At 53.2% G+C, this 14513-nt stretch carries 14 protein-coding genes and 1 other annotated feature; of the genes, 10 read left to right on the top strand and 4 right to left on the bottom strand.

Going from position 1 to position 14513, the window contains the following annotated elements; genetic code table 11:
- The first annotated feature begins 8 nt into the window (after positions 1–8).
- Both gyrB and yidA read left to right on the top strand, forming a co-directional pair.
- Positions 9–2423: a DNA topoisomerase (ATP-hydrolyzing) subunit B gene (gene gyrB / locus OGX66_RS04695; protein ID WP_003844435.1), complete on the top strand. Its 2415-nt coding sequence runs from the start codon at positions 9–11 to the stop codon at positions 2421–2423.
- 206 nt (positions 2424–2629) lie between these two features.
- Complete coding sequence (gene yidA / locus OGX66_RS04690; protein WP_061547771.1) at positions 2630–3442, top strand: sugar-phosphatase; 813 nt, start codon at positions 2630–2632, stop codon at positions 3440–3442.
- A 4-nt stretch (positions 3443–3446) separates the two neighbouring features.
- Here yidA and cbrA read toward each other — a convergent pair whose 3' ends face one another.
- Positions 3447–4565, bottom strand: coding sequence for a colicin M resistance lipid reductase CbrA (cbrA, locus tag OGX66_RS04685; protein ID WP_087879407.1), 1119 nt, complete (start codon positions 4563–4565; stop codon positions 3447–3449).
- 99 nt (positions 4566–4664) lie between these two features.
- Between cbrA and OGX66_RS04680 the strand changes: the two genes are divergently transcribed.
- A complete protein-coding gene (locus OGX66_RS04680; protein ID WP_088902919.1) occupies positions 4665–5891 on the top strand; it encodes a YidR family protein in 1227 nt (408 codons plus the stop codon).
- 1 nt (position 5892) lies between these two features.
- Here OGX66_RS04680 and OGX66_RS04675 read toward each other — a convergent pair whose 3' ends face one another.
- Complete coding sequence (locus OGX66_RS04675) at positions 5893–6225, bottom strand: YceK/YidQ family lipoprotein (protein WP_003023879.1); 333 nt, start codon at positions 6223–6225, stop codon at positions 5893–5895.
- Between the two features lie 238 nt (positions 6226–6463).
- Positions 6464–6536, top strand: a sequence feature (ROSE (Repression Of Heat Shock gene Expression) occurs in the 5'-region of heat shock genes and acts as an RNA thermometer to modulate expression.).
- Between OGX66_RS04675 and ibpA the strand changes: the two genes are divergently transcribed.
- The 6 genes from ibpA (at position 6530) to OGX66_RS04645 (ending at position 10662) form a co-directional block, all read left to right on the top strand.
- Positions 6530–6943 carry a small heat shock chaperone IbpA gene (gene ibpA, locus OGX66_RS04670; protein WP_003023882.1) on the top strand — a complete coding sequence of 138 codons (414 nt, stop codon included), beginning with the start codon at positions 6530–6532 and terminating at the stop codon, positions 6941–6943. (Overlaps the previous feature by 7 nt.)
- A gap of 92 nt (positions 6944–7035) precedes the next feature.
- Positions 7036–7464, top strand: a complete 429-nt coding sequence (gene ibpB / locus OGX66_RS04665; protein ID WP_003840609.1) for a small heat shock chaperone IbpB — start codon at positions 7036–7038, stop codon at positions 7462–7464.
- Positions 7465–7588: 124 nt separating this feature from the next.
- Positions 7589–9250 (top strand): putative transporter, encoded by a 1662-nt coding sequence (locus tag OGX66_RS04660; protein ID WP_003023886.1) that lies wholly within the window; start codon positions 7589–7591, stop codon positions 9248–9250.
- A 185-nt stretch (positions 9251–9435) separates the two neighbouring features.
- Positions 9436–9783, top strand: a complete 348-nt coding sequence (locus tag OGX66_RS04655) for a YidH family protein (protein ID WP_003023888.1) — start codon at positions 9436–9438, stop codon at positions 9781–9783.
- The gene (locus tag OGX66_RS04650) at positions 9773–10135 is read left to right on the top strand and encodes a DUF202 domain-containing protein (RefSeq protein ID WP_003023890.1); all 363 of its coding nucleotides are present in this window, start codon (positions 9773–9775) and stop codon (positions 10133–10135) included. Before OGX66_RS04655 ends, OGX66_RS04650 begins: the two co-directional genes overlap by 11 nt.
- A 14-nt stretch (positions 10136–10149) precedes the next feature.
- Positions 10150–10662 (top strand): radical SAM protein, encoded by a 513-nt coding sequence (locus OGX66_RS04645; RefSeq protein ID WP_003023893.1) that lies wholly within the window; start codon positions 10150–10152, stop codon positions 10660–10662.
- Positions 10663–10664: 2 nt separating this feature from the next.
- Here OGX66_RS04645 and dsdA read toward each other — a convergent pair whose 3' ends face one another.
- Together dsdA and dsdX are read right to left on the bottom strand one after the other, a co-directional pair.
- Positions 10665–11987, bottom strand: a complete 1323-nt coding sequence (gene dsdA, locus OGX66_RS04640) for a D-serine ammonia-lyase (RefSeq protein WP_088902920.1) — start codon at positions 11985–11987, stop codon at positions 10665–10667.
- A gap of 17 nt (positions 11988–12004) precedes the next feature.
- Positions 12005–13342 carry a D-serine transporter DsdX gene (gene dsdX, locus OGX66_RS04635; protein WP_003844455.1) on the bottom strand — a complete coding sequence of 446 codons (1338 nt, stop codon included), beginning with the start codon at positions 13340–13342 and terminating at the stop codon, positions 12005–12007.
- A 229-nt stretch (positions 13343–13571) separates the two neighbouring features.
- On the opposite strand from dsdX, the gene dsdC reads away from it, so the two are divergent.
- Positions 13572–14498 carry a DNA-binding transcriptional regulator DsdC gene (dsdC, locus tag OGX66_RS04630; RefSeq protein WP_003023900.1) on the top strand — a complete coding sequence of 309 codons (927 nt, stop codon included), beginning with the start codon at positions 13572–13574 and terminating at the stop codon, positions 14496–14498.
- Positions 14499–14513 lie beyond the last annotated feature (15 nt).

Raw genomic sequence — 14513 nt, 5'->3', positions numbered from 1 at the left:
AAACGTTGATGTCGAATTCTTATGACTCCTCCAGTATCAAAGTCCTGAAAGGACTGGATGCGGTGCGTAAGCGCCCGGGTATGTATATCGGCGACACGGATGACGGCACCGGTCTGCACCACATGGTATTCGAGGTGGTAGATAACGCTATCGACGAAGCGCTCGCGGGTCACTGTAAAGATATCGTGGTAACGATTCACGCTGATAACTCCGTGTCCGTTACCGATGATGGCCGTGGTATCCCAACCGGTATTCACCCGGAAGAGGGCGTTTCGGCGGCGGAAGTTATCATGACCGTTCTGCACGCAGGCGGTAAATTCGATGATAACTCCTATAAAGTTTCCGGCGGTCTGCACGGTGTGGGTGTTTCCGTCGTTAACGCCCTGTCACAGAAGCTGGAACTGGTGATTCGTCGCGAAGGCAAAGTGCATCAGCAAACTTACGTGCACGGTGTGCCGCAGGCGCCGCTGGCAGTAACTGGCGAAACAGAAATGACGGGGACTCAGGTCCGTTTCTGGCCAAGCCACGAAACCTTTACCAACGTCGTTGAGTTCGAATACGACATTCTGGCCAAGCGTCTGCGTGAGCTGTCATTCCTGAACTCCGGCGTCTCTATTCGTCTGCGCGACAAGCGCGACGGCAAAGAAGACCATTTCCACTACGAAGGTGGCATCAAGGCGTTTGTTGAATACCTCAACAAAAACAAAACGCCGATCCACCCGAATATCTTCTACTTCTCCACTGAAAAAGACGGTATCGGCGTTGAAGTTGCGCTGCAGTGGAACGATGGTTTCCAGGAAAACATCTACTGCTTCACCAACAACATTCCGCAGCGTGACGGCGGTACTCACCTTGCAGGCTTCCGTGCGGCGATGACCCGTACCCTGAACGCCTACATGGACAAAGAAGGCTACAGCAAAAAAGCGAAAGTCAGCGCTACCGGTGACGATGCCCGTGAAGGCCTGATTGCCGTTGTTTCCGTGAAGGTACCGGATCCGAAATTCTCCTCTCAGACCAAAGATAAGCTGGTCTCCTCTGAGGTGAAATCGGCGGTAGAACAGCAGATGAACGAACTGCTGAGCGAATACCTGCTGGAAAACCCGTCTGACGCGAAAATCGTCGTCGGCAAAATCATTGATGCTGCGCGTGCTCGTGAAGCTGCACGTCGCGCGCGTGAAATGACCCGTCGTAAAGGCGCGCTGGACTTAGCGGGTCTGCCGGGCAAACTGGCGGACTGTCAGGAACGCGACCCGGCTCACTCTGAACTGTACCTGGTGGAAGGGGACTCAGCGGGCGGCTCTGCGAAGCAGGGACGTAACCGTAAGAACCAGGCGATTCTGCCGCTGAAGGGTAAAATTCTTAACGTTGAGAAGGCGCGTTTCGACAAGATGCTCTCTTCTCAGGAAGTGGCGACGCTGATCACCGCGCTGGGCTGCGGCATCGGTCGCGACGAGTACAACCCGGACAAACTGCGTTATCACAGCATCATCATCATGACCGATGCGGACGTCGACGGCTCGCACATCCGTACGCTGCTGTTGACCTTCTTCTATCGTCAGATGCCGGAAATCGTTGAGCGCGGCCACGTTTACATTGCACAGCCGCCGCTGTACAAAGTGAAGAAAGGCAAGCAGGAACAGTACATCAAAGACGATGAAGCGATGGATCAGTACCAGATCTCTATCGCCCTTGATGGCGCCACGCTGCACACCAACGCCAGCGCACCAGCCCTGGCGGGTGAAGCGTTAGAAAAACTGGTTTCTGAATACAACGCGACGCAGAAAATGATTGGCCGTATGGAACGTCGTTTCCCGAAAGCGCTGCTGAAAGAACTGGTTTATCAGCCGACGCTGGCTGAAGCCGATCTGGCTGATGAAGCGAAAGTCACTGCCTGGGTGTCCCAGCTGGTTAACGTACTGAATGAAAACGAAGTTCACGGCAGCACCTGGAACAGCTTTGTGCGTAAAGACGCTGAACTGAACCTGTTCGAGCCGGTGATCCGCGTGCGTACCCACGGCGTTGATACCGATTATCCGCTGGAGCATGAATTTGTGACCGGTGGCGAATATCGTCGTATTTGTACGCTCGGCGAGAAGCTGCGTGGACTGATCGAGGACGATGCGTTTATCGAACGTGGCGAGCGTCGCCAGCCGGTTGCCAGCTTCGAGCAGGCGCTGGAATGGCTGCAGAAAGAGTCACGTCGCGGCCTCGCTATCCAGCGTTATAAAGGTCTGGGCGAGATGAACCCGGAACAGCTGTGGGAAACCACCATGGATCCGGAAAGCCGTCGTATGCTGCGCGTTACCGTGAAGGATGCGATTGCTGCCGACCAGCTGTTCACCACGCTGATGGGTGATGCCGTTGAACCGCGTCGCGCGTTTATCGAAGAGAATGCCCTGAAAGCGGCGAATATCGATATCTAACATGTACCTCAGGCCTGCTCCTGTAGGCCTGATAAGCGAAGCGCCATCAGGCAGTTCGTCTATGTTTGCCGGCTCAGGCCTTATCCGGCCTACCATCGATTGTCAAAAGGGGAATCTCGATTCCCCTTTCTATCCCCCTTTTCGTAGCTGTTTTTTGAGCGGAATCGCGTTAGCATGAGGACGGACTCATTTAATCCGGGGAACTCATGGCTATCAAACTTATTGCTATCGACATGGATGGCACACTTCTGCTGCCCGATCACACCATTTCACCTGCGGTCAAAACGGCGATTGCCGCAGCGCGCGCGCGTGGCGTGAATGTGGTGCTGACCACGGGACGCCCGTATGCCGGCGTTCACAGCTATCTGAAAGAACTACATATGGAACAGCCCGGTGACTACTGCATCACCTACAACGGTGCGCTGGTGCAGAAAGCTGGAGATGGCAGTACCGTAGCGCAAACTGCGTTAAGCTATGACGATTATCGCTACCTGGAGCAGCTTTCCCGGGAAGTTGGCTCACATTTCCACGCCCTCGATCGCAACACGTTGTATACCGCGAACCGTGATATCAGCTACTACACGGTGCACGAATCGTTTGTCGCGACCATCCCGCTGGTGTTCTGTGAAGCCGAGAAAATGGATCCAGAAACCCAGTTCCTGAAAGTGATGATGATTGATGAACCGGAGATCCTCGATAAAGCCATCTCGCGCATCCCAGCAGAAGTAAAAGAGAAGTACACCGTATTGAAAAGTGCGCCGTATTTCCTCGAAATCCTCGATAAACGCGTCAATAAAGGGACGGGCGTAAAATCGCTGGCCGATGCGTTAGGTATTAAAGCCGAAGAGGTGATGGCGATAGGCGATCAGGAAAACGACATCGCGATGATTGAATACGCAGGCGTGGGTGTTGCCATGGGCAACGCTATTCCATCAGTCAAAGAAATCGCCAACTTCGTGACCAAATCCAACCTCGAAGATGGCGTCGCGTATGCCATTGAGAAATTTGCGCTGAATTAAGAAATTATGGGCAAGTGCCTTGTTTCATTTGCCCTGTTTCAGCCATGATTTGTGGTGCTGAATGGTCTCCCTGGGGAATATGCGCCACGCCGCTGCGCATTATCCATTTCCGCGAAAATGCTGATGTGAGTGCCCGGCTTTTAAGGATTTTGCCATACAGTTTGAGACGTATTTTACGGGTAGCTTTACGGTAAGCATGATTCATATCTGGCGTATCCCGCAGCAGTACCGATTTGAGGATCTCCGCGCTGTCCAGCGCATAGCTAATCCCTTCCAGCGAGCTGGCGCTAATAAAACCGGCCGCTTCGCCAATCAAAAACGCATTGTCTTCACCGCAGACGAAATCCTTCCAGCGTGAGGGGAACAGCACCGTACATTTTTCACTTTTCACCGGTTTGCCGAACTGGAAATGGAACGCTTTCAGCTTCTCCTTCAGCGCGTCAAAGCGTGCCTGTCCGTCCTTCATGGGGTAGGCGCCACCAAAGATAAAATAGCCATCTTTGCTGATACTCCATGAATAACAGTCAGTTGCATCGTTATCAAAAATACAGGAATAGAACGGCACAGGATGTTTCTCCGCAAACCATTGTTGAATAGCGACATATTTACGGATTTGGTGCTGGGGATAGAGATGACGGCGCACCAGTGAATTCGCACCGTCTGCCCCCACCAGATAACGCGCGGTGATCTGCTGCTCCCAACCGTCGGCGCGGAAAATAACATGCCATTTATCGCCCTCGCGCCAGATTTTCCGACACAGGCTGTCGTGGTACACCTGCACATCATCAGGGATGAGAGATTTAAGCCATAAATCAAAAGCATGGCGGTTGATATTAATGTAGCTGCGCTGGTAGTTACGCGTCAAAGAAGCGGCAACATCAACCGTTTTAACGCTAAAAATCTGCGGGTTGGCGATGACATCAACGGGTAAGGTTATACCATCGCGGATAAACGAACGCTGGGCGTCCGGGGCCAGCAGACCGCCGCAGGGTTTAGTGAAACCTTCGTTGCCGCACTGGCGTTTTTTATCCAACGCAATCACGCGCATTTTTCCGCTCAACTGCCGCGCCAGCGCTGCGCCTGCCGGACCTAATCCGATAATCGCCACGTCAAAATGTTCCATCTTTCTGTCCGCAAAAATGAAGATGGCGATACGCTAAAGCCTGAAAGTGAAGTGCTTGTGAAGTATGATTGCTTTAATCGTCTTGTATCAGGGCATCCCATGAAGCAAATCACCTTTACGCCGCGTAATCATCAGCTTACCAATATTAACACCTGGACACCGGACAGCCAGTGGCTGGTCTTTGATGTGCGTCCTTCTGGCGCCTCCTTTACCGGTGAAACAATTGAGCGCGTCAATATCCATACTGGCGAACTGGAGGTGATTTACCGGGCTACTCAGGGAGCGCACGTTGGCGTGGTGACCGTTCATCCAAAGTCGGAAAAATATGTATTCATTCACGGGCCTGAAAATCCTGATGAAACATGGCATTACGACTTCCATCATCGTCGTGGGGTGATTGTTACGCAGGCTGGGGTGGAGAATCTGGATGCGATGGATATTACCGCGCCGTACACGCCAGGCGCGCTGCGTGGCGGGAGTCATGTGCATGTCTTTAGCCCAAACGGTGAGTGTGTCAGTTTCACCTATAACGACCATGTTTTGCATGAGCGCTCGGCGGCGCTGGATTTACGCAACGTCGGCGTAGCTGCACCGTATGGGCCGGTGAAGGTCTCCGCGCAGCATCCGCGTGAATACAGTGGCAGCCATTGGTGCGTACTGGTGAGCCAGACGACACCAACGCCAAAACCGGGTAGCGATGAGATTAACCGTGCCTATGAAGAGGGCTGGGTAGGAGAAAACAGGCTGGCGTTTATCGGCGATACGTTGTCAGTGAATGGCGAAAAAGTACCGGAATTGTTTATTGTCGATTTGCCACTGGATGAAAACGGCTGGAAACAGCCGGGGGACGCGCCTCTGGAGGGGACTGACATGACCATGCCTGCGCCGCCATCCGGTATTTGCCAACGTCGCCTGACGTTTACCCATGAGCGCGCTTTCCCGGGGCTGGTGAATCAACCTCGCCATTGGGTACGCAGTAATCCAAAGGCGTCTGAGATTGCGTTTTTAATGCGTGATGACAGCGGTATTGTACAGCTATGGCTGATTTCCCCACAGGGGGGAGCACCGCGTCAGCTTACCCAATGCGCTACGAATATTCAGTCAGCCTTTAACTGGCACCCATCGGGGAAATGGCTGGGATTTGTACTGGAGAACAGAATTGCTTGTTGTGATGTTCAAACGGGCGAGATTGTTTTTTTAACGGAACGTCATGGTAACCCGCCGTCGGCCGATGCGATCGTCTTCTCCCCTGATGGTCGACAGGTTGCGTGGATGGAAGACGTCGAGGGTTTCCGCCAGCTGTGGGTGACTGAAACCGGGCGTTAACTTATGGCGCGGACATTTCTGCCGGGGGAATAACGGCGTTCGTGGCCTGGGTTCTCTCCTCGCTCTTTTCTACGCGGGATCTCACCGAGTTGTCTTTGCGAAAGAGATCCCACGGTAGCAATACCGTATCGAGCACCGCGGTGAAAGGCATATCCAGAATTGCCAGTGACTTGGTTCCCCAGTTCGTATCACTTTCGCTAATCATTGTGGCACTGGCTCGCGTGCCAGGATATGTCCCTTCTTTGCCACCGGTATGCGACATGATGCTGGAACAGCCGCTTACAAACGCCATCCCACTACACATCGTCAGTGTTACCAACATTTTTTTAATCATCATTTATTCATCTGTATTTATCGTGTTTGCATGGTGAGTTAAAGCGATCCGTTGCGAAAATAACATCACCATTTCGTCGCACTGTGGCGGCCATCGCGATTTAACGAGAACAACTGCTCCCCCCAGTGTATGCAATAGACAACAAACTGCAAAAAAAGTCAGATGAATACGCTTGAAAAGTTTGTATTAAGACCCATTTTTAGAGTGTAGACAAATGAAGGGCATGCCTGATGGGTGTCCTGGCTACCTGACCTGTCCATGATGGAAGGTCAATTATTCTCGCTGATTTCAGGAGCTATTAATTATGCGTAACTTTGATTTATCCCCGCTGTACCGTTCTGCTATTGGTTTTGACCGTCTGTTTAACCTGCTGGAAAACAATCAGGGCCAAAGCAATGGCGGCTACCCTCCGTACAACGTTGAGCTGGTAGACGAAAACCATTACCGCATTGCAATTGCCGTTGCCGGTTTTGCCGAAAGCGAACTGGAAATTACTGCCCAGGATAATCTGCTGGTGGTGAAAGGCGCCCATGCGGACGATCAAAAAGAACGTACTTACCTGTATCAGGGTATTGCCGAGCGCAACTTCGAACGTAAGTTCCAGTTAGCGGAGAACATTCATGTTCGCGGCGCAAACCTGGTAAATGGTCTGCTGTATATCGATCTTGAGCGCGTGATTCCTGAAGCGAATAAGCCGCGCCGCATCGAAATCAACTAATTCTATAGGCCGCTTCAGGCGGCCTTGCTAAGTCATCGGCTTGCCGTCAGGGAGCCGAAAGGTACCTACTCGCTTCTTAGAAGGAGATTATTATGCGTAACTACGATTTATCCCCACTGCTGCGTCAATGGATCGGTTTTGACAAACTGGCCAATGCTTTGCAAAACACCGGTGAAAGCCAGAGCTTCCCGCCTTATAACATCGAAAAGAGCGATGATAACCACTACCGCATTACCCTTGCGTTAGCCGGTTTCCGCCAGGAAGATTTGGATATTCAACTGGAAGGTACGCGCCTGACCGTGAAAGGTACGCCGCAGCAGCCGGAAAAAGAGACCAAATGGTTGCACCAGGGGCTGGTCATTCAGCCGTTCAGCCTGAGCTTTACGCTGGCTGAAAATATGGAGGTCTCCGGCGCAAGCTTCACTAACGGCTTGCTGCATATCGATTTGACCCGGAATGAACCTGAAGCCATTGCTCCACAACGTATCGCTATCAGCGAACGTCCCGCATTAAATAGTTAAATAGCTCCTTGCCTTTGCCCCGCCAGAAATGACGGGGCTTTTTTGTGCTTTACCACCCATACATTGCGACTGTACTCTGCGAGAATCCATTTACTTAATGATGTTATTCACAGGGAACAAGATAATGAGTGATATAGCATTGACGGTCAGCGTTCTGGCATTAGTGGCAGTTGTCGGATTATGGATCGGCAACATAAAAATACGTGGTGTGGGTTTTGGCATCGGAGGCGTGCTGTTCGGCGGTATTATTGTCGGGCATTTTGTCGATCAGGCAGGGATGACCCTGAGCGGCGACATGCTGCATTTCATTCAGGAATTTGGCCTGATCCTGTTCGTCTACACCATCGGTATCCAGGTCGGACCGGGCTTTTTTGCGTCATTGCGCGTTTCGGGCCTGCGGCTGAATCTGTTTGCCGTGCTGATTGTCATCATGGGTGGCCTGGTCACCGCGATTCTGCATAAGCTTTTTGCCATTCCTCTTCCCGTGGTACTGGGTATATTCTCCGGGGCGGTCACCAATACCCCAGCGTTGGGAGCCGGGCAGCAAATTCTGCGTGATCTGGGTACCCCTGGCGATGTGGTTGACCAGATGGGGATGAGCTATGCCATGGCTTATCCTTTCGGCATTTGCGGAATTTTACTCACCATGTGGCTGATGCGCCTTATTTTCCGCGTTAACGTCGATGCTGAAGCCCAGCAGCATGAATCCACGCTAACCAACGGGCACGCACTGATTCAGACGATGAACATCCGTGTGGAAAACCCAAACATCAACAATATGGCAATTCAGGATGTCCCGATTCTGAACAGCGACAAAATCATCTGCTCACGTCTGAAACGTGACGAGACATTGATGGTGCCGTCGCCAGGGACAGTTATCCAGATGGGCGACCTGCTACACCTGGTCGGGCAGCCAGCCGATCTGCACAACGCGCAGGTGGTGATTGGTCAGGAGGTGGACACATCGTTGTCGACGCGCGGGACTGATTTACGCGTTGAGCGCGTGGTGGTGACCAACGAACAAGTGCTGGGTAAACGTATCCGCGATCTGCACTTTAAAGAACGTTACGACGTGGTGATCTCCCGCCTGAACCGTGCGGGGGTTGAACTGGTAGCCAGCAGCGACGCTAGCCTGCAATTCGGGGACATCCTCAATCTGGTTGGGCGCCCTTCGTCGATTGACGCCGTTGCCAATGTTGTTGGTAACGCGCAGCAAAAACTGCAGCAGGTGCAGATGCTGCCGGTATTTATCGGTATCGGACTGGGTGTTCTGCTGGGGTCAATCCCGCTGTTTATCCCGGGTTTCCCGGTGGCGTTAAAGCTGGGGCTGGCCGGTGGGCCGCTGATTATGGCTTTGATTCTTGGACGTATTGGCAGCATCGGTAAGCTGTACTGGTTTATGCCTCCCAGCGCTAACCTGGCGCTGCGAGAGTTGGGTATCGTACTGTTTCTCGCGGTGGTTGGTCTGAAGTCAGGCGGTGATTTTGTTCATACCCTGACGCAGGGCGATGGTCTGAGCTGGGTGGGCTACGGTATTTTCATTACCGCGATTCCGCTCATTACCGTGGGCTTGCTGGCGCGGATATTCGCCAAAATGAACTATCTGACGCTGTGCGGCATGCTGGCCGGCTCAATGACCGATCCTCCTGCGCTGGCGTTTGCTAACAACCTGCATGCCACCAGCGGGGCGGCAGCGCTCTCCTACGCCACCGTTTATCCGCTGGTTATGTTCCTGAGGATTATCACCCCGCAATTGCTGGCGGTGCTCTTCTGGGGATTAGGTTAAAACTGACTTATCCGGCCTGCATCTCCTGTAGGCCGGATAAAACGCAACTCGCCATCCGGCATTACAAACACCCTCTCTCTTTTCCATTGTCTCATCACCCGACTCGCCCTTTCGTTTGAGAATCAGGTTCATACTCCTTAACTGTTCCGGTATAACGACCAGACAACAATATTTAAGGAGCTGTCATGAAGATTTCTCGCCTTGGGGAAGCACCGGACTATCGCTTCTCGCTGGCAAATGAACGTACCTTTCTGGCGTGGATCCGCACCGCGCTCGGATTTCTGGCTGCGGGGGTTGGCCTTGATCAACTGGCCCCGGATTTTGCCACGCCGGTCATCCGTGAGGCGCTTGCCTTGTTGCTGTGTCTGTTTGCCGGCGGTCTGGCGATCTACGGCTACCTGCGCTGGCTACGTAACGAAAAGGCGATGCGACTGAAAGAGGACTTGCCCTACACCCACAGCCTGCTGATTATCAGCGTTATGCTGACTATTGTGGCAGTGATTGTCATGACGCTGGTGCTGTATGCCGGATAGCCGCAAATCGCGACGTATCGCCGACCCGGGGTTACAACCGGAGCGAACATCGCTGGCCTGGTTTCGTACCCTGCTGGGTTATGGTGCGTTAATGGCGCTGGCGCTGAAGCACAACTGGCATCAGGCGGGCTTCCTGTTTTGGGTTTCAATTGTGGTGCTGGCGATGGTGGGAATCGTACTTTGGCGCTATACCCGCAGCCGTAATCTGATGGATGTTACACATAGCGATTTTTCTGAATCTCGTGCGGTGCGTGACAAATTTATGATCTCCCTCGCGGTGTTATCCCTCGCAATACTGTTTGCTGTAACGCATGTTCGCCAACTTATCGTATTTATCGGGAATTTTGCATGACAGGATGTGAGAACATGGATGTTAGTGATGATGTTTTAAACGTGGTGATTGACCACCAGAAGTGTTTACAACCAGTTGAAGTGTACCGTGGTTTGCAACAAGGAAATGTTCGCCTGGTACAGTTTATTCCGCTGGTTAAGCACGATGGCTCAGGTCATCTGACAGACGAATCGGTTACGTCTGAGGCGTGGGGCCGATTTTTAATTACGATATTTGATATCTGGGTACGTGAAGATATTAATCAGATATCTATCCAGCTTTTCGACAAAACGCTCCGCCAGTGGTGTGGTCTGGCAGCACAAATTGAACGACAGACCATGTCATCAATGAATACGCGTTGCCAAACATGCTCATTGTTTCAATATTACCATGGTGATTGTCCTGCGTACTGCGAGGAAAATGGAAAGGGCGTGCTGTGTGCAGGATATCAGGCTTTCTTCAACCATACCGCACCGCATATGCGCGTGATGCGTGACCTGCTTAAGCAGCATCGCTCACCGATGGAGCTGATGGCGATGCTGCGCTGAGATTAGCGCCCTTTCGCCAGGTATTGCGCCATCTCGGTTTCCGGCACCATGCCGCCGCCGGTTGCCCACACCAGATGGGTGGCGTTATTGAGCTGATCCGCGTTGAAGCCATGCATCTGCTGGTAATCCGTGGAGGCACAAACGTGCTGAGGGCCAGCCATGCCTGCCAGCGCCGACGGCTCAAGACGAATGCCTTCTTCCTGTGCCAGCCAGCCCAGCATATCGTACATTGTCTGATCGTCCAGGGTGTACAGACCGTCGAGCAGACGCTCCATCGCCCGGCCAACAAAGCCCGATGCGCGACCCACCGCCAGTCCATCCGCTGCTGTCAGGTTATCGATGCCGATGTCCTGTACGGAAATGGTATCGTGCAGCCCGGTGTAAATCCCCAGCAGCATACACGGTGAATGAGTCGGTTCAGCGAAGAAGCAGTGCACGTTATCGCCGAATGCCAGCTTCAGGCCAAATGCCACGCCGCCAGGGCCGCCACCGACACCGCACGGTAGGTAGACAAACAGAGGATGATCGGCATCCACCACGCGCCCCTGCTGGGCAAACTGCGCTTTCAGACGCTGACCGGCGACCGCATAGCCTAAGAACAGCGTGCGGGAATTTTCATCATCGATAAAGAAGCAGTTCGGATCGGACTGCGCCGCCTTACGACCTTGTTCAACCGCCACGCCATAATCTTCTTCGTACTCCACTACCGTCACGCCGTGGCTGCGCAGCTTGGCTTTTTTCCACGCGCGGGCGTCGGCAGACATATGCACCGTGACGTTAAAGCCGATGCGGGCACTCATGATACCAATCGACATCCCCAGGTTGCCGGTGGAGCCAACCGCGATGCTGTACTGGCTGAAAAACTGTTTGAACTCCGGCGAAAGCAGAACGCGGTAATCGTCTTTGGTGGTCAGCAGACCGGCTTCCAGCGCCAGTTTTTCCGCATGGGTCAGTACTTCATAAATGCCGCCACGCGCTTTAATCGAGCCTGAAATCGGCAAATGACTGTCTTTCTTCAGCAGGACTTCGCCGTTAATGTGTTGCCCGAACTCTTTTTCCAACCGTTTTTGCATGGCAGGGATTGCGGCCAGCTCAGATTCGATAATGCCCCCGGTGGCGGCGGTTTCCGGGAAGGCCTGCGCCAGATACGGTGCGAAGCGCGTCAGACGCGCGTGGGCATCCTCAACGTCGTGTGCTGTCAGGCCAACATACGGTAAACCTTCCGCAAGAGAGGTGGTGCCAGGGTTAAACCAGGTTGTCTCTTTCAGAGCCACCAGATCTTCCACTAAAGGATGCTGGGCGATAAGTGTTTGAATGTTTTCCATAGTCAGTCTCTTCGCGCTTAGATAATAAAGGAAAGCAGGAATGTGCAAGCCAGTGCAATAACGGACGCGATAAATGTCGCGGTCGTATAGTATTTGAACGTTTCATTCAGGGTGGCGCCGCAATACTGCTTCACCAGCCAGAACAGGGAATCGGTGACGATCGTGCAGCCAATAGCGCCGGAACCGATGGCAATGGCGATGATCTCCGGGCTTACGTTAGGGTAGAGTGGTAGCATCGGTGCCACGATTGCCGTTGCGCCCATCATCGCCACCGTGGCAGAGCCTACCGCCGCATGCAGAATCAGAGCGACCAGCCACGCCAGTAGAATCGGGTGCATATGCATGTTTGAGAGGATCAGCGCCAGAGTATCCGCCAGCCCGCTGCTCTTGAGAATAGCGTTGAATGCGCCGCCTGCGCCGATAATCAGCAAAATGTTAGCAATCGAGCCAAAACCGTTTTCGGTGTGGGTCAGCAGCGCACCCATACCGATGTGCTGACGCAGACCGAGAATGTAATAGGCTACGAAAACGGCGATAAACATCGCGGTGATCGGGTTACCAATAAACTCCAACAGCGTATACAGCGTACTGCCTTTCGCCATGTTCAGCTCAGCGACGGTTTTGACCAGCATCAGGCCAATCGGCAGAAGTACAGTAAACAGCGTCGCCCCCAGCGATGGCAGCGTACTTTCGTCGCGCACTTTCAGGTCGGAAAACTCAGCCGGTACCGGTTTAAATGGCAGACGGTTACCGAGGAATTTCAGGTACAGCGGCCCGCCGACAAGCGAGGCCATTAAACCCACCAGTAAGCCGTAGACAATCACGGTGCCAATGTCTGCGCCCAGCTTATTCGCCACGAACAGGGCGGCCGGATGCGGAGGTACGACGCAGTGTACCGCCATCAGCGCCGTACACAGCGGAATCGCCAGCTTCAGTAATGAGGTATTGGTTTTTTTAGCAATCGAAAAGGCCAGTGGAATCAACAGCACCACGCCGACCTCAACGAACAGCGTGATCCCGCAAATCAGCCCGACCAGCACCATAATGACGTCGGCGGAAAGCCAGCGGCAGCGCTGCAGCGTCAGACCGATGCGTTCGGCCGCGCCGGACACTTCCATCATTTTGCCCAAAATGGTCCCAAGGCCAATAACCGCCGCGAGGAAGCCCAGCGTACCGCCGATGCCGCTCTCAATGGCATTGACCATATCCAGCGGCCCCATCCCCATCATCGTACCCACGAAGAAACTGGCTAACAGCAGCGCCAGAAACGGGTGGAATTTGAACTTCACGATGGTCAAAACGATTAACACGATGCTTATCAGCAGCGTGCTCACAACCCAGATTTGAGAGTGCATAGCTCACCTTGCCCTGTGATTAATATAAGGTTATTGGACAAAAATAAGGCACCGTCTGACAAACGATATAAATCTCCTTTCACATGAGCTAGATTGCATCAAGTGAGTGATTTATGTCTAATTACGCTATGTTTATGCGATATGGTTCACCTTGATTCATCTTTATGCTGATTTTTGCAGCGAAGTTTTTTACACTCCGGCGAATGAATCAGGAGGACAGGAGGTGAGTTTGGATCCCCTACGCGAGGTCAGAAACCGGCTGCTCAATGGCTGGCAGCTGTCAAAGCTGTATACTTTTGAAGTGGCGGCCCGGCATCAGTCGTTTGCGCTGGCGGCAGATGAGCTGTCGTTAAGCCCCAGCGCCGTCAGCCATCGCATTAATCAACTGGAAGATGAACTGGGCATTCAGCTGTTTGTCCGTTCGCACCGTAAAGTGGAACTCACCCACGAGGGTAAGCGGGTATTCTGGGCGCTGAAATCGTCGCTGGATACGCTGAATCAGGAAATCCTCGATATTAAAAACCAGGAGCTGTCCGGGACGCTCACCGTCTACTCTCGACCTTCTATCGCCCAGTGCTGGCTGGTTCCGGCGCTCGGTGACTTTACCCGTCGCTACCCGTCAATTTCACTGACCATCCTGACCGGAAACGACAACGTCAATCTGCAGCGTGCCGGGGTCGATCTGGCTATCTATTTTGACGATGCGCCCTCCGCGCAGCTTACGCACCACTTCCTGATGGATGAAGAGATCCTGCCGGTATGCAGCCCGGACTACGCTCGCCGCCATGACCTTACCGGTTCGTTAGTGAATTTGCCGCACTGCACCTTGCTGCACGACAGACAGGCATGGAGTAACGACTCAGGAACCGATGAATGGCACAGCTGGGCGCAGCATTTTTCGGCGAATTTGCCGACATCATCGGGGATTGGTTTCGATCGTTCTGATTTAGCGGTAATTGCCGCCATGAACCATATCGGCGTGGCGATGGGCCGAAAGCGGCTGGTGCAAAAACGTCTCGACAGCGGAGAACTGGTAGCGCCTTTTGGCGATATGGCGCTGAAATGCCATCAGCATTACTACATCACCACGCTGCCCGGCAGGCAGTGGCCGAAAATCGAGGCGTTTATTAGCTGGCTTCAGGAGCAGGTAAAATAAGCGGACCGCGAATAT

The sequence above is a fragment of the Citrobacter sp. Cf072 genome, assembly GCF_030334485.1.
Lineage (GTDB): Bacteria > Pseudomonadota > Gammaproteobacteria > Enterobacterales > Enterobacteriaceae > Citrobacter > Citrobacter freundii.
This window is presented reverse-complemented; position numbering and strand designations above follow the sequence as displayed.

Bases quoted from the DNA above. Each gene is read 5' to 3' on its own strand.
- OGX66_RS04645 (WP_003023893.1), top strand. From the start codon at position 10,150: ATGGATGTTAGTGATGATGTTTTAAACGTGGTGATTGACCACCAGAAG.
- OGX66_RS04660 (WP_003023886.1), top strand. From the start codon at position 7,589: ATGAGTGATATAGCATTGACGGTCAGCGTTCTGGCATTAGTGGCAGTT.
- cbrA (WP_087879407.1), bottom strand. From the start codon at position 4,565: ATGGAACATTTTGACGTGGCGATTATCGGATTAGGTCCGGCAGGCGCA.
- yidA (WP_061547771.1), top strand. From the start codon at position 2,630: ATGGCTATCAAACTTATTGCTATCGACATGGATGGCACACTTCTGCTG.
- ibpB (WP_003840609.1), top strand. From the start codon at position 7,036: ATGCGTAACTACGATTTATCCCCACTGCTGCGTCAATGGATCGGTTTT.
- gyrB (WP_003844435.1), top strand. From the start codon at position 9: ATGTCGAATTCTTATGACTCCTCCAGTATCAAAGTCCTGAAAGGACTG.
- OGX66_RS04650 (WP_003023890.1), top strand. From the start codon at position 9,773: ATGCCGGATAGCCGCAAATCGCGACGTATCGCCGACCCGGGGTTACAA.
- dsdX (WP_003844455.1), bottom strand. From the start codon at position 13,342: ATGCACTCTCAAATCTGGGTTGTGAGCACGCTGCTGATAAGCATCGTG.
- OGX66_RS04655 (WP_003023888.1), top strand. From the start codon at position 9,436: ATGAAGATTTCTCGCCTTGGGGAAGCACCGGACTATCGCTTCTCGCTG.
- OGX66_RS04675 (WP_003023879.1), bottom strand. From the start codon at position 6,225: ATGATTAAAAAAATGTTGGTAACACTGACGATGTGTAGTGGGATGGCG.
- ibpA (WP_003023882.1), top strand. From the start codon at position 6,530: ATGCGTAACTTTGATTTATCCCCGCTGTACCGTTCTGCTATTGGTTTT.
- dsdA (WP_088902920.1), bottom strand. From the start codon at position 11,987: ATGGAAAACATTCAAACACTTATCGCCCAGCATCCTTTAGTGGAAGAT.
- OGX66_RS04680 (WP_088902919.1), top strand. From the start codon at position 4,665: ATGAAGCAAATCACCTTTACGCCGCGTAATCATCAGCTTACCAATATT.